The 23,625-nt window shown below is 36.1% G+C and carries 22 protein-coding genes; 3 read left to right on the top strand and 19 right to left on the bottom strand.

The annotated features are described in order from the left end of the window. Positions 1–15 precede the first annotated feature (15 nt). The 11 genes from P0092_RS21005 to P0092_RS21060 form a co-directional block, all read right to left on the bottom strand. On the bottom strand, positions 16–1,296 hold the full coding sequence (locus P0092_RS21005; protein WP_004618364.1) for an O-acetylhomoserine aminocarboxypropyltransferase/cysteine synthase family protein: 1,281 nt from the start codon (positions 1,294–1,296) through the stop codon (positions 16–18). A 264-nt stretch (positions 1,297–1,560) separates the two neighbouring features. After that, the gene (locus P0092_RS21010; RefSeq protein WP_004618362.1) at positions 1,561–2,616 is read right to left on the bottom strand and encodes a hypothetical protein; all 1,056 of its coding nucleotides are present in this window, start codon (positions 2,614–2,616) and stop codon (positions 1,561–1,563) included. Positions 2,617–2,666: 50 nt separating this feature from the next. Further along, positions 2,667–2,849, bottom strand: a complete 183-nt coding sequence (locus P0092_RS21015) for a hypothetical protein (RefSeq protein WP_004618360.1) — start codon at positions 2,847–2,849, stop codon at positions 2,667–2,669. A gap of 181 nt (positions 2,850–3,030) precedes the next feature. Next, entirely contained in the window at positions 3,031–4,599 is a 1,569-nt protein-coding gene (locus P0092_RS21020; protein WP_004618358.1) for an ABC transporter permease/substrate-binding protein, read from the bottom strand. 24 nt (positions 4,600–4,623) lie between these two features. Further along, a complete protein-coding gene (locus tag P0092_RS21025) occupies positions 4,624–5,754 on the bottom strand; it encodes a betaine/proline/choline family ABC transporter ATP-binding protein (protein ID WP_004618356.1) in 1,131 nt (376 codons plus the stop codon). Between the two features lie 145 nt (positions 5,755–5,899). Further along, the gene (locus tag P0092_RS21030; RefSeq protein WP_004618354.1) at positions 5,900–6,526 is read right to left on the bottom strand and encodes a GntR family transcriptional regulator; all 627 of its coding nucleotides are present in this window, start codon (positions 6,524–6,526) and stop codon (positions 5,900–5,902) included. A gap of 12 nt (positions 6,527–6,538) precedes the next feature. Next, positions 6,539–7,696, bottom strand: coding sequence for an MFS transporter (locus P0092_RS21035; protein WP_004618352.1), 1,158 nt, complete (start codon positions 7,694–7,696; stop codon positions 6,539–6,541). A gap of 73 nt (positions 7,697–7,769) precedes the next feature. Continuing rightward, positions 7,770–8,864: a GerAB/ArcD/ProY family transporter gene (locus tag P0092_RS21040; RefSeq protein ID WP_004618349.1), complete on the bottom strand. Its 1,095-nt coding sequence runs from the start codon at positions 8,862–8,864 to the stop codon at positions 7,770–7,772. A 221-nt stretch (positions 8,865–9,085) separates the two neighbouring features. Continuing rightward, positions 9,086–10,237: a Ger(x)C family spore germination protein gene (locus tag P0092_RS21050; RefSeq protein ID WP_004618345.1), complete on the bottom strand. Its 1,152-nt coding sequence runs from the start codon at positions 10,235–10,237 to the stop codon at positions 9,086–9,088. Further along, complete coding sequence (locus P0092_RS21055; protein WP_004618343.1) at positions 10,234–11,802, bottom strand: spore germination protein; 1,569 nt, start codon at positions 11,800–11,802, stop codon at positions 10,234–10,236. Before P0092_RS21055 ends, P0092_RS21050 begins: the two co-directional genes overlap by 4 nt. Before the next feature lie 143 nt (positions 11,803–11,945). Continuing rightward, the gene (locus P0092_RS21060; RefSeq protein WP_004618341.1) at positions 11,946–13,121 is read right to left on the bottom strand and encodes an iron-containing alcohol dehydrogenase; all 1,176 of its coding nucleotides are present in this window, start codon (positions 13,119–13,121) and stop codon (positions 11,946–11,948) included. 186 nt (positions 13,122–13,307) lie between these two features. On the opposite strand from P0092_RS21060, the gene P0092_RS21065 reads away from it, so the two are divergent. Further along, positions 13,308–13,682, top strand: coding sequence for a MerR family transcriptional regulator (locus P0092_RS21065; RefSeq protein ID WP_004618339.1), 375 nt, complete (start codon positions 13,308–13,310; stop codon positions 13,680–13,682). Positions 13,683–13,798: 116 nt separating this feature from the next. Here P0092_RS21065 and P0092_RS21070 read toward each other — a convergent pair whose 3' ends face one another. The 6 genes from P0092_RS21070 to P0092_RS21095 form a co-directional block, all read right to left on the bottom strand. Continuing rightward, a complete protein-coding gene (locus P0092_RS21070) occupies positions 13,799–14,602 on the bottom strand; it encodes an energy-coupling factor transporter transmembrane component T family protein (RefSeq protein WP_004618337.1) in 804 nt (267 codons plus the stop codon). After that, positions 14,595–15,452 carry an energy-coupling factor transporter ATPase gene (locus tag P0092_RS21075; RefSeq protein WP_004618335.1) on the bottom strand — a complete coding sequence of 286 codons (858 nt, stop codon included), beginning with the start codon at positions 15,450–15,452 and terminating at the stop codon, positions 14,595–14,597. The genes P0092_RS21070 and P0092_RS21075 overlap by 8 nt, the downstream gene beginning before the upstream one ends. Positions 15,453–15,480: 28 nt before the next feature. Beyond that, entirely contained in the window at positions 15,481–16,353 is an 873-nt protein-coding gene (locus P0092_RS21080) for an energy-coupling factor transporter ATPase (protein WP_004618333.1), read from the bottom strand. A 13-nt stretch (positions 16,354–16,366) separates the two neighbouring features. Beyond that, positions 16,367–17,020 carry an ECF transporter S component gene (locus P0092_RS21085; protein WP_004618331.1) on the bottom strand — a complete coding sequence of 218 codons (654 nt, stop codon included), beginning with the start codon at positions 17,018–17,020 and terminating at the stop codon, positions 16,367–16,369. A gap of 331 nt (positions 17,021–17,351) precedes the next feature. Then, positions 17,352–17,939 carry a response regulator gene (locus P0092_RS21090; RefSeq protein ID WP_004618329.1) on the bottom strand — a complete coding sequence of 196 codons (588 nt, stop codon included), beginning with the start codon at positions 17,937–17,939 and terminating at the stop codon, positions 17,352–17,354. Further along, entirely contained in the window at positions 17,940–19,787 is a 1,848-nt protein-coding gene (locus P0092_RS21095) for a HAMP domain-containing sensor histidine kinase (protein ID WP_004618327.1), read from the bottom strand. It lies immediately after the preceding gene. Positions 19,788–20,079: 292 nt separating this feature from the next. Between P0092_RS21095 and P0092_RS21100 the strand changes: the two genes are divergently transcribed. Further along, positions 20,080–20,223: a hypothetical protein gene (locus P0092_RS21100; protein ID WP_004618323.1), complete on the top strand. Its 144-nt coding sequence runs from the start codon at positions 20,080–20,082 to the stop codon at positions 20,221–20,223. Between the two features lie 258 nt (positions 20,224–20,481). After that, positions 20,482–22,356, top strand: a complete 1,875-nt coding sequence (locus P0092_RS21105) for an APC family permease (protein ID WP_004618321.1) — start codon at positions 20,482–20,484, stop codon at positions 22,354–22,356. 64 nt (positions 22,357–22,420) lie between these two features. Here the strand turns inward: P0092_RS21105 and P0092_RS21110 are convergent, their stop codons facing one another. After that, positions 22,421–22,666: a signal transduction histidine kinase gene (locus P0092_RS21110; protein WP_004618319.1), complete on the bottom strand. Its 246-nt coding sequence runs from the start codon at positions 22,664–22,666 to the stop codon at positions 22,421–22,423. Between the two features lie 15 nt (positions 22,667–22,681). After that, the gene (locus P0092_RS21115) at positions 22,682–23,506 is read right to left on the bottom strand and encodes an Asp23/Gls24 family envelope stress response protein (RefSeq protein WP_004618317.1); all 825 of its coding nucleotides are present in this window, start codon (positions 23,504–23,506) and stop codon (positions 22,682–22,684) included. Positions 23,507–23,625 lie beyond the last annotated feature (119 nt).

The following is a 23,625-nucleotide window of genomic DNA, read 5'->3' on the forward strand; positions in this document are numbered from 1 at the left end:
AGCAAATATTGCTTCTTACTTGATTTTCTCCAGTGCCTGTTCTATGTCATATATCAAATCATCAGAATCTTCAATACCTACTGAAAGTCTGATTGTTCCGGGTGTTATTTCTGACTTTACAAGCTCCTCTTCTGAAAGCTGGGAATGAGTAGTGCTTGCAGGATGTATTACCAGAGATTTAGCATCTGCGACGTTTGCCAGCAATGAGAATATCTCCAAGCTGTTTATAAATTTCTTTGCTGCTTCAAGGCCTCCTTTTATTTCAAAAGTAAATATGGAGCCTGCGCCTTTTGGAAAATATTTTTGTGCCAGTTCAAAGTATTTGTTTCCTTCCAGACTTGGATAGTTTACTTTTTCCACCAAAGGATGCTTTTCTAGATATTGTGCAATCTTTTTTGAATTGTTTACATGTCTTTCCAGCCTTAGTGATAATGTCTCAAGTCCCTGCAAAAACAAGAATGAGTTAAAAGGACTGATAGCTGCGCCTGTGTCTCTAAGGAGCTGAACTCTGGCTTTTGTTACAAAGGCCACCTCTCCTAACTGGCTGTATACAACCCCGTGGTAGCTTTCATCAGGTGTAGTAAACCCTGGGAATTTATCGCCGGCAGAATAGTCAAATTTTCCTCCGTCTATGATTACTCCGCCAATTGAAGTTCCGTGCCCGCCTATGAATTTTGTTGCAGAATGTACTACTACGTCTGCACCGAATTCTATAGGTCTTACCAGATATGGTGAGCCAAAGGTGTTATCAACTATAAGAGGGATACCATGCTTATGTGCAATGTCTGCTACAGCTTGAATATCGATTAGATTTGCATTTGGGTTACCTATTGATTCAATGTACAGTGCTTTTGTTTTGTCAGTAATAGCGTCTTCGAAATTCTGAATGTTATCAGGATCTACAAATGTGGTATTTACTCCGTATCTTGGCAAGGTTGCCGCAAAAAGGTTGTAAGTTCCTCCGTACAAGGTGTTGGCAGCTACTATCTCGTCTCCCACTCCTGCAATATTCAATACTGAATATGTTATTGCAGCTGAACCTGATGCAACTGCAAGGGCTGCGGTACCGCCTTCGAGTGCTGCAATTCTTTTTTCAAATACGTCTGTTGTAGGGTTCATAATTCTTGTATAAATATTTCCCGAGTCCCTCAGACCGAACAAGTCTGCTGCATTATCTGCGTCTTTGAATACATATGATGTTGTCTGGTAGATAGGTACTGCTCTTGACCTTGTAACCGGATCTACTTCCTGTCCTGCGTGAACCTGCAATGTGTCAAAACTAAGTTTTCTGCTCATATATGGTATCCCCCTTTATATGCTAGTAAGTTTATAGGTTTTGTTATATTAATATAATAAAACCAAATTTAATTTTAGTCAATACCTTTTTTATAAAATTAAAAATTAATTTATTTTAATTTATACGAATTATATATTTTATATGTTTTATATGCCAGAATTTTGTTTTCTGGTGATTTGATGTTGTACCAAGACCTTTTAAGTATAAAAAAAGAATACCTCCTTTGTGAAGTATTCCTTTTCCTCTTAGATTATATTACTGATTTATTGCAATTTAAAATATATAAAACTTGCATCATAATCTTTATCTCGTATCTGTTCATTCTGCATAACGAAATAGTTTGTTTTATTCTTGTACAGGTCTATAATGACTTTACCTTCAGCAGTAAATGCTTCTGTTACACCGGGAGTTACTTTTTTGAACTCTACAGCTTTATCAATAGCATTATCCAGACTTCCATCAAAGCCATAATCCATAGACCCTATTATTGATGCCTTGTCAGAGGTTTTTACTCCCCATATGTTCGGTTCCCATCCCACACTAAGATAAGCCGACCCTTCTCCCTTAACCTTGGTTAGCTTGGCATCTTGAACTTCCCACAGAACGTCTAATACGGCATATTCATGGTCAGCTCTGTCCTTTGTATTAATTCCCATTTGCCCAAGTTCAGCCACTGTCACCTTTTTAAAGCTTTTAACCGTCATTGAGAAGGTTGCTGATATTTTGTCACTTAGAAAGTCCTTTGTTTCGCTCCAGGTATATTTCTGATTCAATGGAACCGGGTTATTAATACTTCCGAGAACTGTTGAAGGATTAATAAGGTTGTTTGCGGTCTTTTCTCCGTACATGGAGGTTAAATATTTCTTAACCTCAGTTTTCTGACTGGCGTTAAGACTTTTTACCTGAATAGCCTTTGTGGTTGTAGCAACTGCATTATAAGCGTATGTATTCTTGTTTTTTGTTTTAAGATAAACACCTGCGCTAATATTAGAAACATTTAATGCAGTCTTATTGCTGATTACCAGCAAGCCTTGCAGGTTAGCCGTATTCAGCTTCTGTTTTGAATCGTAACCCTTTGAATACTGTGGAGTAAGTATTTTTGCCGTTGAGCCGTTTGGTATGCTCAGCAGCTTGTAGTTAACACCGCTATACTTGTAACTGTTCATATACTGTAGATTTTTTGTTTCAAGGGTCTTTTGATATGCCTTTATTATGTTAAGTTCCGAAGATGTCAATTTTGTTGATGCAGCCGTTACGGGAACAGCCAGCACAGATAAAACGAGACACACACTCAATACTAATGCTAATATCTTTTTCATGTCCAACCTCCTTGGTTTTTATATCCTAAATAGTATCATTGTACCAAAAATTAATCAATATAATGTTCTGATTTTCGATTTCTGAATATAAACAGTATTATAACTGCCAGCAGCATTGCAAAGGACGGTACGGCAGTAGTATAAATGCTTCCGTATCTGCTTACTATCATTCCTGTAAAAATACCCATTACCACTGGCCCCAATGCTCCGGCTCCCATATTAAAAGCCAGCATGGTACTGCTTTTTTCCTCGGTAAGCCTTGTTATGGTATCCCACTTTATATGTTAGTAAGTTTATAGGTTTTATTATATTAATACATATAAGTGAATTTTGTACTTAATACACAACAAAAGCCATCGCAATACATTAATATGTTTTGCAATGGCTTTTACTTTTATAATATTTATATAAATATTATATTAATCCTTTTTCAATTAAAAATTCTTTTGCTACTGCTGACGGTTCCTTTTGAAGCTCATCAACTTTATAATTCAGCTCTATCATAACTTCATTTGTAAGAATGTCTCCCAATTCTTCAATCACAGGCTCTATTTCAGGATACTTTTGGATTATTTCCTCTCTTACCAAAGGAATTGCATAATATGGAGGAAAGAAATTCTTGTCATCCTCTAATGATACAAGATTAAATTTCTTAAGTAATCCATCTGTAGAGAACGCGTCCACTACATCAGTTTCCTTATTTATTAACGCTGTATACCTTGGAGAACCGTCTAACCCTTTGGCATCCTTAAATTTAAAATTATACTTTTTTGTAATTCCTAAAAGTCCGTCTTCCCGATTAAGAAATTCCAAGGTTGTTCCTACTGTTAAATTTGGGGCTACCCTTGCCATGTCACTAATTGACTTTAAATTATATTTTTTAGATGTTTCATTTGTAACTGCAAGAACATAGGTATTGTTGAAGCCCATTTGCTTTAGTACACTGATATTGAACTTTTCTTTGAAATCCTTTTTGACGGTATTATATACCTTTTTCATATCTGATATGGGCGGATACTTCAAGGTGTCTCCATATGCCGTACCACTATAGTCAAAGTATAAATCAATATCTCCTGACTTGAGAGCTGAAAAACACACCTGAGTTCCTCCCAGATTTACTTTCCTTTCTACATTCAAATCAGTTTTTTCTTCAATAAGGTCAGCAAACATATTTACAAGTATATGCTGCTCAGTAAAATCTTTTCCCGCAATACGTATTACTTTTCCGTCACTTCCTAAGCTGGAAATTATGGTTGAAAATATAATAATAACTGTCAGAAGTCCCGCCAGTGACAATACTATTTTATTATACCTTCTTTCCTTCCTTTGCTTTTCTTTGGATTTTTTATTTTTTTGCAGACTGATTGGAGTAACCATTTTTTCAATCAAGCCTACAAGATAATCCACCAAAAGCGCAAGCAGACATGCAGGAATAGCACCTGCCAGAATCTGGTTGTTATTTACTGTTCTTATACCCGAAAAAACTAAAAAGCCCAGTCCTCCGGCACCAATAAACGCAGCTATGGTCATCAGTCCAACTGCCGTTACCGCTGAAATTCTGACTCCTGCCATTATTACAGGCAATGCCAGAGGAATTTGTATTTTTGTTAATATCTGAAATTTCGTAAGACCTATTCCACGGGCAGCCTCCAGTGTCAGCGGATTAATATTCTGTATTCCCGTAAACGTATTTTTAATAATAGGTAAAAGAGAATACAGTATTACCATTACTACCGCAGGAAGTGTACCTATCCCTAAAAAGGGAATGGAAAATCCAAGCAGAGCCATACTTGGAATTGCCTGAATTACGTTAGCAAAACCTAATACCGGTCTATTTAATTTTTTTACATAACTAATTAATATTCCAAGTGGTACACCCAACATTATGGCAAATCCTACAGCAATTACTGTAAGCTTAACATGCTCAACAAGAAGATTCAGTATTTGGGTTTTATTTAGTACTAAATAATCAATAAAATTCATATAAAACCTCCTTTTCTAAATAAATTACTCCAAATTTTCCATATCCAAGTACTGCTGACTCAGAGTAGTAACAAGGCTGCTCTTAGTTACCAATCCCATAAGTTTTCCGCTTTCGCTGAGGACCGGGACTGCGGATGCATGCCTTTCGTCAACTATTTTTAAAATATCTATAATTGAGTCATCTTCATGGACACTTGGAAATTTAGTAGACATAATATTTCCAACATTTATTGTACGGTCACTCTGACTTTGTATCTTCCTTGCACTTGCTATACCTATCAGCCTTTTTGTTTTCTCTTCAATTACCAGCAGACTGTCCACCTTTTCTTTACGCATTCTCTCAATACATCTGAGAAGTGTCATATTACTATGACAGGTTATCGGAGTATCAATCATAATATCTTTTGCCTTTATAAATTCAGGAGAAGCCCATATTCTGTTTTTTCCTACAAATTCTGACACAAATTCATTGTTTGGATTTTTTAATATATTTTCAGGTGTATCATATTGTAGTATCTCTCCGTCTTTCATAATACATATCTTGTCCGATATCTTGATTGCCTCGTCCATATCATGTGTAACAAAGACTATTGTCTTTTTTATGGATGACTGTATATTTATAAGCTCATCTTGCAGGCTGACTCTAGTCATTGGGTCAAGTGCCGAAAATGGCTCATCCATCAGTATAATCTCCGGGTCTGTGGCAAATGCTCTTGCTACTCCAACCCTCTGCTGCTGGCCACCGCTTATTTCTGATGGATACCTGTCAAGAAAATCTTCTGATTCCATGCCTACCATTTCTAATAATTCGTAAGTGCGTTTTTTTATTTCCGTAGCATCTTTTTTCTGAACCTTAGGAATCAGCTCAATATTCTCTTTTATTGTCATATGAGGAAATAAGCCTGTTTGTTGAATTACATATCCCATATTTCTTCTCAGCTTTATAATATCTTTTTTTTCTATATCCTCTCCATTTATAAATATCTTTCCTGATGAAGGTTTGATTAGGCGGTTAATCATTTTTAAAGTAGTTGTCTTGCCACAGCCACTTTCTCCGATAAATGAAACCAATTGGCCTTTTTCAATTTCCAGAGAAATGTTTTTTAGTACAGTTTTATCTTTATATTTTTTTGATATATTTTCAAATCGAATCATTTTGCCTTCCTTTCCCAATCAAATTCTAGTGACAACTTTATTATACATTTAAGTTGTCACTTTTGTCAAATTGCCCAAAAAAACCTCCTATTGTATTAACTTTTACAATGGAGGTTTTATTCAGAAACATTATTATATTGAAATTTTATGGATATAAGAATTTTTGTACTCTTTCAAAACAATTTTCATCCCCTATAAAATATACTATATCTCCTGATAAAAATATTGCATACGGTCCGGGGGACAGCAATAGCTTAGTTTCTCTTTTGATAGCAACTATTGTTGCATTTGTCTTGTGCCAGAAATTTGTTTCAGATGCTGTTCGGTTTAAATACGGAGTATTCTGAGTAATCTCTATTTCAAATGGTGTAAAAGGATTTATGGAGCGAAAACGGTCTGTCTTCTCTATAAGCTTTGACAGGCAATCATTAAAAAATTGTAATTCTTTTGATTGCCGTTCCATGCTGTCCTGAATATCCTTTTTCAAATTATTTACTGTTTGTATTTCATGGTAATGCCTAACAAAATCCACAGCTTTTTCATAGGACTTAATTATTACGCCATTTCCAATTTCAGTCTCTACTATCCCCAAATCAGTCAAAACGCATATGGCACGCCTTGCTGTTTCAGCGGATACTCCGTATTGACTTGCTATGGAAGACCGCGCATATATTTTTTCTCCTACCGAATAGGATTTGCTTGCAATTTTAGAAGCAACATCGGCAGCAATCTGCTGATATCTTGGATTTGTAATTCTAACACCCTTCTCCATCTACATTTCTCCTTAATCAATATAATGTTCTGATTTTCGATTTCTGAACATAAACAGTATTATAACAGCCAGCAGCATTGCAAAGGACGGTACGGCAGTAGTATAAATGCTTCCGTATCTGCTTACTATCATTCCTGTAAAGATACCCATTACCACAGGTCCCAATGCTCCGGCTCCCATATTAAACGCCAGCATTGTACTGCTTTTTTCCCCTGTAAGCCTCGTAATCCAAATAATAAGCAAAGGATAAAAAGGTGCGCACGAAAATCCTGCAAGCGCTATCCAGAATATTGCCATACCCTGATTTGAAAAGATAACCATAACCAAGGATAGTATTGCCATTAATCCTTGTACCAGTAATATCCTGACCATATCAAACCTTTTAATCAGCTTAACCGAAAGAGTTCTCCCCACAAACATAGCAGCCCATATGAAAATACTTGCGGCAATTCCTGAAATCTTTCCGTAGCCACGGCTTTCAAAAAACATTGGTGCAAACCCCCAAAGTCCCGTTTCTGCCGCAACATATAAAAATAGTGTCAAAGGTACTACCAAATTTAACGGTCTTGTAAATGCAACCTTGTACTGCTTTAAAGTATTCTTCAGAGAAGCTGTTTTTATTTCTGATTGAGCATTGTATTTTAAGGTATACAATGCCATACCTAAAAATAATATGCCGATAATGTAGTATGTAATTCTCCACACTCCAAAAAAGACCGTGAACACCAGAAGCATAAGAGGTGTTATCACAGCTCCTAAGGTAAAGAAAACATTTATAAATGTTATGTTAGTGTCTGCCTTCTTTGTATCATATGATGTTGTGAGAGATACAATTGCGTTCTGACATATACTACCGAAAAATCCTATAAAAAATATCCCTGCCATGGTCATAGCATAATACCTTGATAAGCCGAATATTAAGGTTGCTGCCCCCACTCCCGCAAAAGCAGCTCTTAATATCTTTAGTCCTCCATAGCTGTCCACAAGAGTTCCTCCAATTAAAACTCCCAGTGTAAATCCCAAAAACTGAATGCTTACCATACTCCCCTGCTGCACTGACGTAAATCCCAGTTCCTCAGCCAGCCTGGGCATGGCAAGTCCTGACGAGGACAGTATCATGGCAATCAGACATAATTGAACACATAATAAAGGGATAGTTATTTTTTTCACTTGTGCACCTCTCAAAATTGATTTAATTTAAATTCAAAGTATATTATATCTTAAAATAATATTTTTTCATTAATTATTTGCCTATATTTAAGAGGTTTCTGGATTTTTTTATTTCAGCAGTAGTCCAAGTAATAACAGGTATTACCACCTGCATTGGAAATGCATAGTAGGGATAGATTTTAAAGGCCCAGTAGCTCATTTCTATTATAGTATGGTAAATAGTATATGAAAAGTAAATCATAAGCAATCCTACTTGAATTACAATTGACCTGTAATCCTTTAAATTGAACACTTTGGCTATTCCTCTGCAAGCTGCCAGCAGGCATACCGTACATTTTACAAAAACAGAGAATATAAATATAAAGGATACTGTTACTTCTACCCCCTGTATAAAATTTCCTATTCTAATTCTGCTGACAGCTACATATGACGGGAAATAAAAACTGCCTACCAGATTCCCCAGTACAGTTATATTCCTTATTGTGATTATGATAATAATAGCGGCTGCAATAAAAGTTCCCCAAAGGTATACCCTTTTAGGCGACTTTCTAGTTTGAAGAGATGTAAAAATACAAAGGAAAATAACAGTCTCAGCCATAGGGAAGGAAAACGTTGAAAAGGCACTGGTCAGCACCGGAGTTAACCCATTTCCAAGTACAGGTTGGAGGTAATTCAGCCGGAGCTGGGAAATTCCCAATATCACAACAAAAAATATAATAGAAATAACTAAAGGTACAAAAATAGCCGTAGTTCTGCTTATTACCTCAATTCCTAAGTAGACAGCAATAATACACACCAATCCTAAGCATAGCAAGGAAATAAATAAAGGGGTTTCCGGCAAAGCTATTACATTTACAAATTCTCCAAAATTCCTCAGTACAAGGCCTCCCACATGAAAGCTATACCATATGTATATGGCAGATAAAATCTTACCGGCTATTCTTCCAAATAGAATACTAAAAATATCAAATATATCCTTTCCCGGAAAAAGCGACAGTAACCTTGAATATATAAAGAGCAGCGGAAGAAAGGAAATCGTGGCAACAATCCCTGCAATCCATGCGTCATTTTTAGCATTTACCCCTGCGCCTAAAATCATAGTTGTACCGATTATAAACATCAATATTAAAAGCATTGCTTCCTTATCAGATATTTGCTCTTTACCCATTCAAAAACCTACTTTCCCAGTATTAAAGTAATAAAATGCTCTAAAGGCTTGGCGGGACTGGGGATATTGACATTAAAGGAGATTAAGACCGCCATAATCAATGAGAGTACTCCCAGAATGGTGTTTACCCAGAAGTCAGACCATAATTTCTTTTTATACAAAGGTATAAAAGTAAAAATAACCAAAAACGTGTAACCTATAATTATATAAATAATCAATCCTTAATCTCCTCTTTTTATTGTTTTGTATATTAAAGCACTGTTTTTTATATGGACTTTTGCATCAACGTCTACTTCTAAATTTCTAAAAACCTCTTCCCACCTACCCGACACGCTTTTCCATTTATTTACGTTCTTTTCCCTGAGCTTATCTCCAAACAAAAATATATCTGTACCATACTCTGACTGAATTTTTTTAATAAAATCTGTCACTTTTTTTTGTGTTGCCTGTGAAGTACTGGCTTCCAGCCTGTTTACTGCATTTTCATCCCCAAAGTTTTCTTTTCCTTGTATTTCATCTATTCCTACAGTTACACGTATATTTACTTTGAATTTAAGTTTTCCGTCTTCCACAACAGGTTTCACCTTTGTTTCATTTCTGAATATTTCCATGGATATAGGGGCGGATAAACCTACATTCTTGTCATCAACCAGAACTCCTCCCTTCACTTCATTCCTTACGAAAAGCAAGGCTTGAGTATCTTCTTCACCTAATTCACCCACCAGTTTATCATCTTTTATAATAGCGGCACCTGCTACGCGAGGAATCATATTCCCTTTTACCTCCTCCAGATGTACCGCAGGAATTACCATTGAAATCCCTTTTGTCTGTAATTCAATGCTGTAATCCAGCAAATCCGTTTTTGGTGCTTTGCTGATTTTAATCTGGTTTTTTAATACTTTATCAATTGCAAATGCTTTTATACTTTCGGTTGTTTCCTGTGCTTCAAGTATTTCTCTGGCTGTATCCTGTCTTGAATACACTATATTTACATCATTCCTTATTTCAGCATCCCGTATAAAGACATCAAGAACCTTAGTGACTCCTTCTTCTGCAATCTCTTTACTCAGAATCGCGACTTTGCAATGGCTCCAATAAAGCTTTTTCCCCGTAATTGATATTCCGTTTCTTATAGCATCCAGTATGGTTTTTCCATGCATGGAGACCAGTTTTGATTCGGATTTTGTATCATTATTAGCATCAACATCAACTACTTCAGTTGTTACGGTGTATTGTCCATTAGCTCCTTTATCTATAGCTGCTCCCGCAACAATGGCAAGGTCATCTAATTCCCTGTAATTCCAGCACCCGGCAGTACATAGTAAATAAATAAAAACAAATATGGATATAAAAACTCTCTTCGATTTTTTCATTTATTTTTATTTCCGCTTTTTTTATTTGAAACCAGTCTTGTCAAATCCCTTGTAAAGATTTTAGGTCTTAGAGTCATATCCCACCAAGGTACACGAATCCATGCATCCTGCCCGTCATGGTTTTTAAACCGGGTGCTGTTCATCATGTATGGAATCCCAAAAGAGCGAATACTCATCATGTGAAGGTACATGACAATGACGCACATCAGTAATCCGTATATACCAAGGAATGAAGCTCCCAGCAAATAAAAAGTACGGAATACAATAGTGGACCCAATTATGTTAATGTTTATCAATGTTGTAATTCCCGTTAGTGCAGTAATTATTATTACCGGGGCGCTTACCAGCTTTGCCTGAACCGCAGCTTGCCCTAAAACCAAAGTACCTACAATGTTGACTGCCTGTCCTACAGGCCCGGGCATTCTTGTACCAACTTCCCTTAAAATATCAAATATAAACAGCATAATAAACAGTGAAAGAGAGGTTGGAAACGGAACACCCTGTCTGGAGGAAGAAAAGCTTATAAGCAATGGAGTCGGAATCATCTCCTGATGATATGTCACTAGAGCCAGAAATATTGCAGGTATGGTTGTAGAAGTTACGGCTGTAAAGCCTCTGATTAAACGATTTATGTTTGCGAAAATATAGTTATTGTAATAGTCCTCACTGGCTTGAAAATTCTCTACTGCAAGAAAGGGTACCGTTAATACAAAAGGGCTTCCGTCAACAAAAACTGCAACTCTCCCCTCAAGAAGCTTGGACGCTACAACATCGGGCCTCTCAAATGCACCTACAGTCTCAAAGGGAGAATAGGGAGCATCCTTAATAAGCTCTTGGATATAACCCGAATCCAAAATCCCGTCTATTTTTATTTTATTTAAACGCTGTTCAAGTTCGGACAATACTTCTTCAATTGCCAAACCTTCCACATAGCATATACAGATTGAGGTATGTGTTCTCTCTCCCAATTCTCTGAACTTGAATTTCAAGTCAGGATTTTTGATTTTTCTACGTACTAATGAAAGGTTTACCATCAACGATTCTGTAAAACCCTCTCTGGGGCCTCTCACAACCTTTGATGATTCAGGCTCATGAATTGACCTTTTCTCCCAGCCCATGGAGCCAATGATTAAACCTTTATCATATCCCTCTAAAAGAAGCAGTGTATCCCCTGAAATTACAGAGCTGGCCATATTATTGATATCTGTTTCGCTTTTAACCTCGTTTGACACAATGACCTTTTTCATCAGGGCATCCAACAGATTATTAACATCAATATCCTCTTCCATATTATTACATAAAACTGGCTGAATGATGTTTTCATTTACCACCTCTGTATTAATCATTCCAGATATATAAACAATACAGCACTTGGCTTCCTTGACAGTTTTATTCTGAAATTCTCTTGTTATAAGAGTCTGATCATCCTTAAACATGCTTTTAAACAGTGCTATATTCTCCTCCAAAGATGTGGTTAATTTTTTTGATTGAAGAGGAGTACCGGCTTGCTCAGCAGTATTTTGGGGTTGGTTCAACCCGTACTTTTTGGAGCCTTTTTTATACATAACATCATCACCGTATTCAAATTTTCTAAAATATCAGTTTTAGTTATTTGCAATTTAGTGATAAAATAAACAAGTTTTATAACAAAAACCCCAAAAGGCTAAATTATCAAGCCTTTTGAGGTTTATTTCCTAATCATGAACTTTTATTTTGCAAGCTTGTATATTTCTTGTACATCCTGCCAGTTAAGTTTCTTGAGTCCACCAATTGAATGCTCTTTTCCATAGGCTTCACCGGTTGCTTTTTTAGCCATAAGCTCGAACTTGCTTTCTTCTATACCGATTTCTGTGAGAGTTGCCGGAAGACCCATTTTTTTATAAAATTCACGGAGTCTTGAGATTCCTTCCGTTACAATGGCATCAGGGGCACGATAGCTGCCTTCTACGCCCATTACGTTAACAGCAAACTGTACAAACATATTAATATTTGTCTTATAAACATATTGCATCCATGCAGGAGTTAAAATTGCGAGACCTGCACCGTGTGCAATATCATATATGGCACTAAGCTCATGCTCCATGTCATGACAAGCCCAATCCTGTGCTCTTCCCAGACCCAGTATGTCATTGTGTGCTATAGTTCCTCCAAAACCAACCTGACACCATGCATCATAGTTTTCAGGATTTTGTGAAACTATTAATGCATTTTTCATAATGGTTTTAAGAGTTGTTTCACATAAGCCGTCTGTAAGGTCTGTATCAGTGGTATTTGTGAAATATCTCTCAAAAATATGGCTCATCATATCGGCAACGCCATTAGCAATTTGATTTTTAGGAAGTGTAAAAAACAATTCCGGATTTACTATGCTAATAACAGGTTTAAGATAATTGCTGCCATATCCTTTTTTAATCTGTTTTTCTTCGTTAGTAATTACAGTATGAGGGCTGGATTCACTTCCTGCTGCCGGTATTGTCAGAATAGTGGCAACGGGCAGAGCAGCTTTTATTTCACCGCCCTCTTCATAAAACTTCCATATATCATCATTGCATGCACCTATTGCTATTGCCTTAGCAGAGTCAATTACACTTCCTCCTCCAACTGCAAGTATCAGGTCTACGCCTTCTTTTTTACAAAGTTCTGCTCCTTCCTCAGCCATAGACAAACGGGGATTGGGAACTACACCCCCCAGTTCAACAAATTCTATGTTATTTTCCTTCAGAGAAGAAACCACCTGATTGTATAATCCGCTTTTCTTGATACTATTTCCGCCATAGTGTAAAAGTGCTTTTTTTGTATACGGTTTAATCAAACTTCCTATTTCCTTTTGAGTATCCTTACCAAATATAATACGTGTGGGTAGATGCATATCAAAGTTTAGCATAGTCATTTTCCTTTCTCTCTTACGATTGTTTTTTCAAATATTATTATACTGATTTTCACCTTAATTATTTTACCCCCCCTTCTATTAGCTGTTGATGAGGCATAATGTTTTAAGTATAATTAAAATTGTAAACCTTAACGTAAACTTTAAGTCAATAGTAACTTTAAAATCACAGGAGAATATACAATGGACTATTCTATAAAGCAAGTATCGGAAAAGACAAATTTAAAAGCCCATGTTTTACGCTATTATGAAAGGGAAGGACTGCTTCCTAATGTATCCAGAAGTGAAAGCGGAATACGTCGGTACTCCCAAGAAGACCTTGAATGGCTGGGTCTTATCTGCTGCCTCAAGAATACAGGAATGTCTATTAAGCAGATTAGGGAATTTGTGTCACTGAGCACTCAGGGAAATGAAACTCTGAAGCAGCGCTGTGAAATGCTCATGGAGCATAAAAAGACCGTAGAGAGTCAGATTGAGGAAATGCATAATCATCTTAAAAAAGTTACTCATAAGATACAGTACTTTACTTCACAGTATGAGGAATATCTGGGCAAATAGAAGATTGAATTACATACCCACATCCATTGATCAGTAATGTGTACATTCTGCCTCCAACCTTCCGTCCTCACCTATATTTATAATGAAATTAATACTCTTGTATAAGCCCACGATTCTCATAAATTGAATGTTTTAACAACAATTTGTGCTACGAGAAAAAATAAAAGTATAAAATAAGCTATAATGTCATTTTTCTGATAGCAAAGGGGTCTCATTTTAGAACGTCCATTGTCACCACGATATCCCCTAGATTCCATTGCCATTGCAAGTTCATTTGACCGTCGAAATGATGATACGAACATTGGAATCATAATGGGTATGTAATTCCTTATTCTTTTAATGATGTTTTTGGTTCTAAAGTTTACCCCTCTGGCAGTTTGTGCTTTTATAATTTTTGTGGCTTCATCCGATAAAACAGGAATAAATCTTAATGTTATAGATGTGATCATTGATAAGTCGTGGACAGGCACTTTGACTTTCTTTAGTGGTTCCAAGAGTTTATCCATACCGTCTGTTAAATTATTTGGTGACGTCGTAATCATCATAATACTTGAAGATATATAAATATACATTAATCGTACTGATATTAATATAGCCGTGTTTAAACCCTTATTTGTTATATGAAGTTTGCCAATACTTACAAGTGTATCGCCATCAATAATGAAAAGATTAACTGTTGATGTAAATAAAATAACAACTAAAATAAATTTGGAACCACGAAGGATAAATTTCAATGGAATCTTTGCTGCGGCAATAATAACCGCCAAGAAAACAGTTGACATAATATAGCATGTGAGGCTATTGAAAACAAACAGTTCTACTAAGAACATCAAAGTAGAAATGAGCTTTACGCGTGGGTCTAATTGATGTAATACAGAAATAGATGGATAAAAACGGCCGAATGTCAACCCTTTACTCACAGGCACCACCGCCTAGCGCTGAAAGAATGCTTTTTGTTGCGTCCTCTATTGTAATTGCAGAAGTGTCAACATCCAACCCTCTATCTTTTAGATGATTTAAAACACTGGTTACTCTCGGTACTGTTAAACCTATCCTCACTAATGTTTCATATTGTTTGAAAATGTTCCTTGGAGTATCGTCTAAAACAATAGCACCCTTTTCCATAACAACAACCCGATCTGCATAGTTTGCAACATCTTCCATACTATGGGATACCATAATTACTGTGATTTGCTTTTCCTGATGCAATCGTTTTATCAGAGATAATATCTCCTTTTTCCCTTTAGCGTCTAAGCCAGCTGTTATTTCATCAAGAATTAACACCTCAGGGTCAGCTGCAAGAACCCCAGCAACAGCAACACGGCGTTTTTGGCCTCCGGACAACTCAAATGGTGACATTTGATAATACATTTCATCCAGACTAACCATTTTCAATGCTTCTTTTGCTTTCTTTACAGCTTCTTCATGAGCAAGACCAAAATTTAGAGGACCAAAGCATACATCCGATAATACATCAAGTTGAAAAAGTTGATCTTCAGGATATTGAAAAACAACCCCTACCATTTTTCTAAGTTTATATAGGTCGTAATCATTATCATAAATATTTTGGTCAAGATATTTTACAGTACCTGCTTTTGCAACTTCTAATCCATTAATTAACTGAACTAATGTAGATTTTCCAGATCCCGTCTGCCCAATAATTGCGATAAACTCGCCCCTCTCAATCGTTAGGTTAATATTATCAAGCGTAAATAACGTATTTCCTGAAATATCGTCATATGAATAAAAAATATTTTCTAAGCGTATCATTTGAATCACTCCAACATCTGAGACCGACTTAGTGCCTACATAAACATTGCTCTGCCTTTTGCATTATCTCATTAATCAATTGTTCTTCGGTTATTATCCCTTTACCAATAGGTAATCCAGCCTCTTTTAATTTATTGGCTAATAACGTAACCTGTGGTACCTCCAAACCATATTGTTCAATATCATCTGTTCTTTCAAACAATTCATCCGGTGGACCACTGAGAACTATAGCCCCTTTGTGCATAACATATACCTTATCAGAACAAACTGCCTCTTCCATATAGTGGGTTATAAGGACTATAGTGATTCCTTTTGTTTTATTTAAATCTCTAATGGTTTGAATCACTTGTGCTCTCCCTTGAGGATCAAGCATTGCAGTTGGCTCATCTAAAATAATGCATTTAGGCTGCATCGCTAAAACACCTGCTATTGCAATTTTTTGCTTTTGCCCTCCTGATAACTGATTCGGGCTGCAATAACGGTATTCTAACATTCCCACATCCTTCAAGCTATTACAAACTCTTTCTAGAATTTCCTTTGAAGGTATTCCAAGATTTTCAGGACCAAAACCCACATCTTCTTCAACAATTGAAGAGATAATCTGATTATCCGGGTTCTGAAATACTATACCTGCACTTTCACATAAATTCCAAGGTACAGATTCTTTTTCTATTTTCTTGCCATCTAAATAAAGAGCCCCGGACGTTGGAAATAACAATGCTACAATCATTTTGGCAAATGTTGATTTTCCGGAACCATTTTCCCCTGCTATGGTAACAAAACTGCCCTGTTCTATTTGTATATTTAGATCATGTATTGCGGAAATAAGAGTGTCAGCTATGTTATCGCCATTGTATTTCTTGTAATTGTACAATAAATTTTTAGCTTCAATAATATTCATAATATATATTTCCTTAGATAATACCTCGTAACGATAGCACCATAAGAATACAGGATGCTAAAACAAACAAGGCAAGGATAATAACACCTGTCTTTTTTGCCGTTCCTTCTTCTGCAATGCTTTCAACATCAGGTACGACACTTGCTTTTCGCAAAATGTTTATGATGGGTTTATATAATAAAAGAGTTAATGCAGCATTGATTCCGCCCTTTATCAAATTAAACGGTAAAAATGCTGGCACTAATAATTTAACTACATCTTCTCTAGGAAAGCCCATAAATATCGGCGCCAAAAAATAATTCCACAGTAACATCAGTACAGTCATTAAAACTGTACCTAATCCTAGTCCTATGGCTGCACCTGTCATAGTTGATTTACGTTTATAGATAATAGAGGCAGTACCGGCAAATGCAACTGCGCTAATTACATTCATAACAAATCCAATCACACCATCGGAGCTGATTGTAATCATTTCCACAAATGCTACAACAACTGAAATGATTACAGTAGCAATTGGGCCGTACAAAAACCCACCGATAGTAATAACAACATCTTTAGGTTCAAATTTAAGAAAGAGCACTAACGGTATTCTTATTAGGGCTACCACAACAAATGCCAAAGCACAAAACAATGCATATGTAGTAATTTTCTTTGCTGACTGATTCATAGTTATTCTCCTTTGAGTTTAATAAATTTGCTTGCGCATGTATCAAATATTTAATGCGCAGGAAAACTCTCAAAATCTATAAACATAAAACATAGCTCTGTAAATGCTCCTTGCAGAGCATCCAATTTACATCCATTCCTACATCAGACCTTTACAAAAATCACCAACGGTCAGGAATTACATCCTGCTCTGAAGAGTATCAATGTTAAACTATGTTGAATTTTGATACTTAAGCAAAAATCTATTACTTATATACATTATATAATAATATACCATATTTGTAAAAAATTTATATATCCAGACTTTTTCTGTCAGCCTCGGAGTTTACTCATTACTCGGAAATAAACGTCTTATAGAACTGATAAAACCTCTCCGCACTCTTTTCATTCCCCATACCTCTGTAAGCCCTGCTTATCAGCAGATATAACTCAGGATTTTCAACATCCTTTGCAAGAGCTTTTTGAGCAAAGTCCAGTGATTTTTCAAATTCATCAGCGTCAAGATAAGACTTTGCTCTTAAAATAAAACTATCTGAATTCTCTTCATTTTTTGAACTTAAAGAGGAATTCTCAAAATCCATCAGTACATTTCTTATTTTGTCTGCTGAAAACGGTTTCTGTACATATGCTACGGCACCTAAATTGGTACAGTCCACGGCATTTTTGACGGTTGCATACGCCGTGATAATTATTACAGGTGTCTTTATACCCTTTTCCCTTATCCTCTTTAAAACCTCAGTTCCCCTCACCCCCGGAAGCTTTATATCTAAAAAAGCCAAATCAAAGGAATGGGTCATAAATAATTCAAGAGCCTGTGTCCCGTCACTTGCAGTCAAAACCTCATATCCTTCAAGCTCAAGGCACTTTGTTAATATCATTCTGATATTCTTTGTATCATCAACTACAAGAACTTTTTTCATTTAATATTTGTTCCTTCCTGCTACATTCAGTGTAAAGCTGAAACTGCTTCCAACGTCAAGACGACTTTCGCACCATATCCTTCCGTGGTGTGCCTCGATTATCTCTTTAACTACAGCAAGCCCCAGTCCTGTTCCCCTAACTTCAAAATCTGCATCCTTAACCTGTACGAACTTTTCAAATATATTATCAATATACTCCTCAGGAATACCGAGTCCTGTATCTTTTACCGTAACGTACATCGTATTTTCCTTATCTACACTGGCAATAACACTTATTTCATCTCCTGCATTGGTATACTTTAATGCATTTGAAATCAGGTTATTCAAAACCCAGGTTATTTTCTCAAAATCAGCTATAACACGAGGCATATCTTCATCGCATTTAAAATAAAGTGTTTTATCCTGTTGCTCTGCAATCTGATAAAAGGGTTTTACGGCACATTCGATAATATCATCAATTGCATATTCCTTAATCTTAAAAATTGCTTTTCCCGACTCAATTCTTGTTAATTCAAGCAAATCATTCACAAGTTTTGTAAGCCTGTCGCTATCTTCCCGTATGGCCTTGATAATTTGCCTCTGGTCATCATTCAAATTCCCTACTCCCTCGTCGGACAATATATCCGTTCCCATGACAATAGAGGTTAAAGGAGTCTTAAACTCATGGGATATTGTAGCAATAAAATCAGTTCTTATCTTTTCAAGTTCCTTTAAATGAGTAACATTCTGAAATACTGCTATTATGCCTGAAAGATTGGCATTATTATCTTTAACGGTGGTAACAATAATATTGAAATAGTAATCCTCACAGTTTGCCTTCACGGCAAATATTTTTTGCTCTGTCTCGCTCCCTGACCTGAAGGTATCGGAAATAAAATCAAATATCTCTCCATTTCTGATTCCTTCAAGAAAATGCTTGTTTGTTAATACTTCCTCGCTGACATTAAATATTTTTTCAAATGCATCATTTAATAGAATTATCCTGTACTCAGTGTCAAGAAACACCAAAGGGTCTGAGATACACTTAACAATTGCCACAGATTTGTTTTTTTCGGCAAGCAGATTTCCCATGGTGCTCTGTTCATATTGTTGCAGACGTTTAGTCATATTATTAAACTCTGCCGAAAGCTCCCCTATTTCATCTTTTACAAATATATCTGCCACCTGATTAAGGTCCCCAGCTTTTACCATCTTCATAGTCTGTGTCAGAAGGGTTATGGGCTTTAGAAATCTATCCGTAAAATATCTTGATACTGCAAATCCTCCTATAAAAGCCACTGTAGATATTCCCAGTACAAGGTACATTGAATCCTGAGCATTTTTAGTAGCTTCAGCCTTACTTTTAAACATTGCCTTTTCATTCAGAACGCTCAGTTGCCTAAGCTCATTTTTGGTATTGGTAAATTCTCTGCTCATTTCAGTATTAAAATATTCATTTGCTTTTGCTACACCCTGTTGACTGCGTATTTCTTCTAAGTCAAGAAAAAGCTTCATGTATCTTGTGTAGGATACCTTAATGGCGTTTACGATATCTTTTTCGCCTTTTTCAGTAATATTATTGGAATCTATGTTATACCATTTAAAGAATACTTCGCTATTGTTTGTAAAAAGCTCTTTCCCCTTTTGGGTATCAGCATTTATATATAAAAGTGCTGCACTATCCTGCCGTTCAATAGCTTCCATCATCATATTTGCAGCATTTATACTCTTATAGTTGGATATCATCAGCCCATCAATGGCTCTGCTTAAACTGAACAAATTCACTGCAGCAGTTATGCCAACCACCGCAATAAGTATAACAAGACTTAAATATAATAGAGAAACCTTACCTTTAAGTGTCTTAATCATTTTTATCTCCTACTTCAAACATCTTGTATTTAGTATATTGTCTGGACTGTATTTTATCAACAAACCATACTATCGCTTTGTGTTAAAAATACGAGAAAATGCTATGAGTAAGAGTGATAACTTAAACTAATCCCCCCTAACGGTATGAGTAAATGACTGAATTGCAGTTTCTCCAACTTTAGTAATACAACCTTTTAGAATTATAATCTAACAGATATCAGAAAATGGAAGAGGTAAGAAATTTTAATTTTAGGGAGCATTTTAAATATAAACATAAAAGGAGATGGGGTCAATGAATAAAATACTAATTGGGATAGGCTTATTTTTTATATTAATAGTTATTATATACCTTATCACGAAAATCAATGATTATTTCAAATTTAAAGAAGAAAGAAATCACAGTTATAAAATTGACAGAGATGATGAGAAAGAATAAATTGATTGCATAAACCCTATTCTCAGCAATTTCCATACCAATAGTATTCCTGAGATATTTACTGATTAACTTCGACTGAGAAACATATTTTCAATTAATAGTCCGCAGTATACAGGGTAACTTTTTATGCACTTATTTATAGAGCTTTAGATAAACAGTGCTTAGATATATAATCTATTTTGATTTTCAAATAAATATAAGTAAAAACAGGCATTTTCCGAACTACTTTATCAGTGTTCAGCATCAAAGGGGGATAAAATGTTTCAATGGATTAAAAAAGTTTTAATAGGAAGGCCACTTAAAAATGAGGCCATCCATGGAGAAAAATATAAAGTATTATGGGGGCTTCCAATATTGGCAAGCGACTCTATATCGTCCGTAGGCTATGCAGGTGAAGAAATCCTTATTGCTTTGGTACCTGTAATAGGTGCATTGTCTTTTATGTATTTAACGTATATCTCGCTTGCAATTATCGCATTACTGGTTATACTCACATTTTCCTACAGTCAAACCATATCTGCATATACAGGCGGCGGGGGTGCTTATATTGTCGCATCTGACAACCTTGGGCATGTGGCTGGAGTAACAGCAGGTACATCTTTGGCAATAGATTATATACTTACCGTAGCCGTAAGTATTTCGTCCGGCATTGCCCAGCTGACTTCTGCTTTTCATTCGTTAGCCCCGTACCACGTCTTAATTTGTATTGCGGTATTATTATTTATAATGATAGGCAATCTAAGGGGAATTAAAGAATCGTCGAGAATGTTCAGTATACCCACCTATTTATTTATCATAGGCTCATTAGCGATGATTATAATTGGAATTGTCAAGATTCGACTTGGCGTTGCTCACCCTGTGGAGCCTATCGTGCAAATGAAAGCAAACGGGGCTGTAAGTATATTTCTTATCTTAAAGGCATTTTCCAATGGATGTACGGCATTAACAGGTGTTGAAGCCGTCAGCAATGCCGTCCCGAATTTCGATAAGCCCGCTGCAAAGCATGCCAAAAAGACATTGTGGCTGCTGTCACTTTTTGTATTACTTATATTCGGAGGTATATCTATACTTGCAAATCTGTATCACATTGTACCTGTTGAAGGCAAAACTGTTTTGAACCAAATTGCATTTAATGTGTTCGGAAACAATTTAATGTTTTATTTTTATACGGCTACTTCCATTCTCATTTTGGTAATGGCGGCAAATACCGCATATTCGGACTTCCCTCTGCTTATGTCAATTATGGGTAAAGACGGATATGTACCAAGACAATTCAGTATGAGAGGTGACAGACTCAGCTTTTCCAACGGTATTATAGTACTATCTGCCATTGCGGCAATTCTGATTATCGTATTCAGAGGTGATGTGGCTCTGCTGCTTCCTCTATATGCAATCGGGGCATTTTCTTCTTTTACTCTTTCACAGTTTGGTATGGTTATGAGATGGAGAAGGATAAAGGGGAAATGGTGGAGACTCAAGGCATTTATAAACGGATTCGGCACTCTGACTACAGCAGTTGTTGTTCTGATAATCGCCTTTGAAAAGTTCAAGGCCGGTGCCTGGATTGTTATTATTATCACACCTGTTCTTCTCATGATGTTTATGCGGATAAAAAAGCACTATGTTGCACTTGCAAAACAGTTGGACATAAAAGAGTCCGATCTCAAAGGCTTCAGTATAGAAAAAAGCTGTTATAAAAACCTTGTTATCGTACCTCTGGAAAGTATCAATCAATCAAGCTTAAGAGCCTTGAGATTTGCCAAAACAATTTCCGATAAAGTAATTGCTTTTAATATTTCCATTGATGAGGAGCAGGCAAATAAGATAAAGGGGAAATACTCCATGATAAATACTGATATACCTCTGATAGTAAAATACTCACCATACAGAAAAGTTGTTTCTCCTTTGCTTAAGTTTATAGAATCTACTGAATACGACTACGAAAAAGGTGATATGATAACCGTTATTTTACCTCAGTTTACGGTTAAATCCTGGTGGCAGAAAATGATGCATAACAACACTTCCTTTTTTATACGAAAGGAATTACTGAAGCACAAGCATATTGTTGTCGCCACAATGCCGCTTCAATTAAAAAATGATAAATCTGTTTTAAAAAATACTAGGAGCAATTAATAGGATAAAAAATAGGAGTGTCACAAAGCTACTGTAAAAAGTGGCGAGGGATGCTCCTTTATTTTTAAATATCATTTTTTCTGGGTATTATCTCCAAGTTTCCAATTTGCTTGTCTGTCTCATCTCTTTGATGAGATTCAACATAGCCGATGACAATATCCTTTCCCCTTCTGTTGCCTTCATTGAGCATAGAGTAAGTTTTGCCGACTCCCGGCGCATAGCCTATAAATACTTTCAGTTTATCCCTGTTTTCGTCATTGCATTGTTTCAATGCCTCTTCGGGAGTAATGCGCTTAATATCTTCACTCATGCTAAATGTGTTCCTTTATTTCTTATTTTCTACTACAAGGCTCTTAGCCACAACATTCATTCTCTGTATATTAAGTGCAGTCAGATGCTTTATTTGTTCACTTACTTTTTCCTGAATCTCTCTTAAAAGAGGCTTAATCATATAGCCATAAATCAGAATCAAATCCATCTCAATATATATTCCGTCCGGCCTGTTCTCTGCTCTAAATCTGGATATTTTTGACACACCCGGAATATTTGCAGTTACATACTCAACTATCTGGTAAATAGTATAATCTGATATGGTATAATTTCCCATATAACTGAAAGTAGGACGAACAACGGATTTTTCTCCTACCAGCTGATAGCTGCCTTTACCTTTTCTCCTGAATATCTGAAGAGGGTCAAGAAAATAACCCGAGAAATCTTTCTTTATTTCAAAGGTTGGCACAGGTATAACATGCTTTCCCTGTTCCCTTCTTGTTGCCAAAGCCTGTTTAATTTCATATTCGCTGGCAACATCGGTAATAAGTACTTTCTCATCTACAGGGCCTATTCCAAGCCTTTCAGCTATGGTTTCTACCATACCTTCGGAGGTTCCCAGAATGAGAAGTGCTTGTGCATTGTACAGAATAAGTGCTTTTGCTACATCTTCCGTATGTTTTTTGTCCGTGAATAAAGCTCTTTTTATAGATGCAATCTTAGTGCTTTCCTTTTTTGCTGAAACACCTGCAATAATCTGATTGCCCTTTATAAGAAGCCCGTCATCTATAATAAAATCAGTTCCGCGTTCTCTGGCAACCCATGAAGCTCTGTGGCTTTTGCCTGTCCCACTCGGGCCTATAAATCCTATTACCTTCAAAAAGTACTCCTCCTAAGAATTTACCATTTGTTTTATTTACTTATTTATTGTATCCTTGTTATATTAATATAGCACATAATGCGTGAAAAGGGAAAAGAGAGTCACAAGACTCTCTTTTC

Source organism: Ruminiclostridium papyrosolvens DSM 2782 (assembly GCF_029318685.1).
GTDB lineage: Bacteria > Bacillota > Clostridia > Acetivibrionales > DSM-1351 > Ruminiclostridium > Ruminiclostridium papyrosolvens.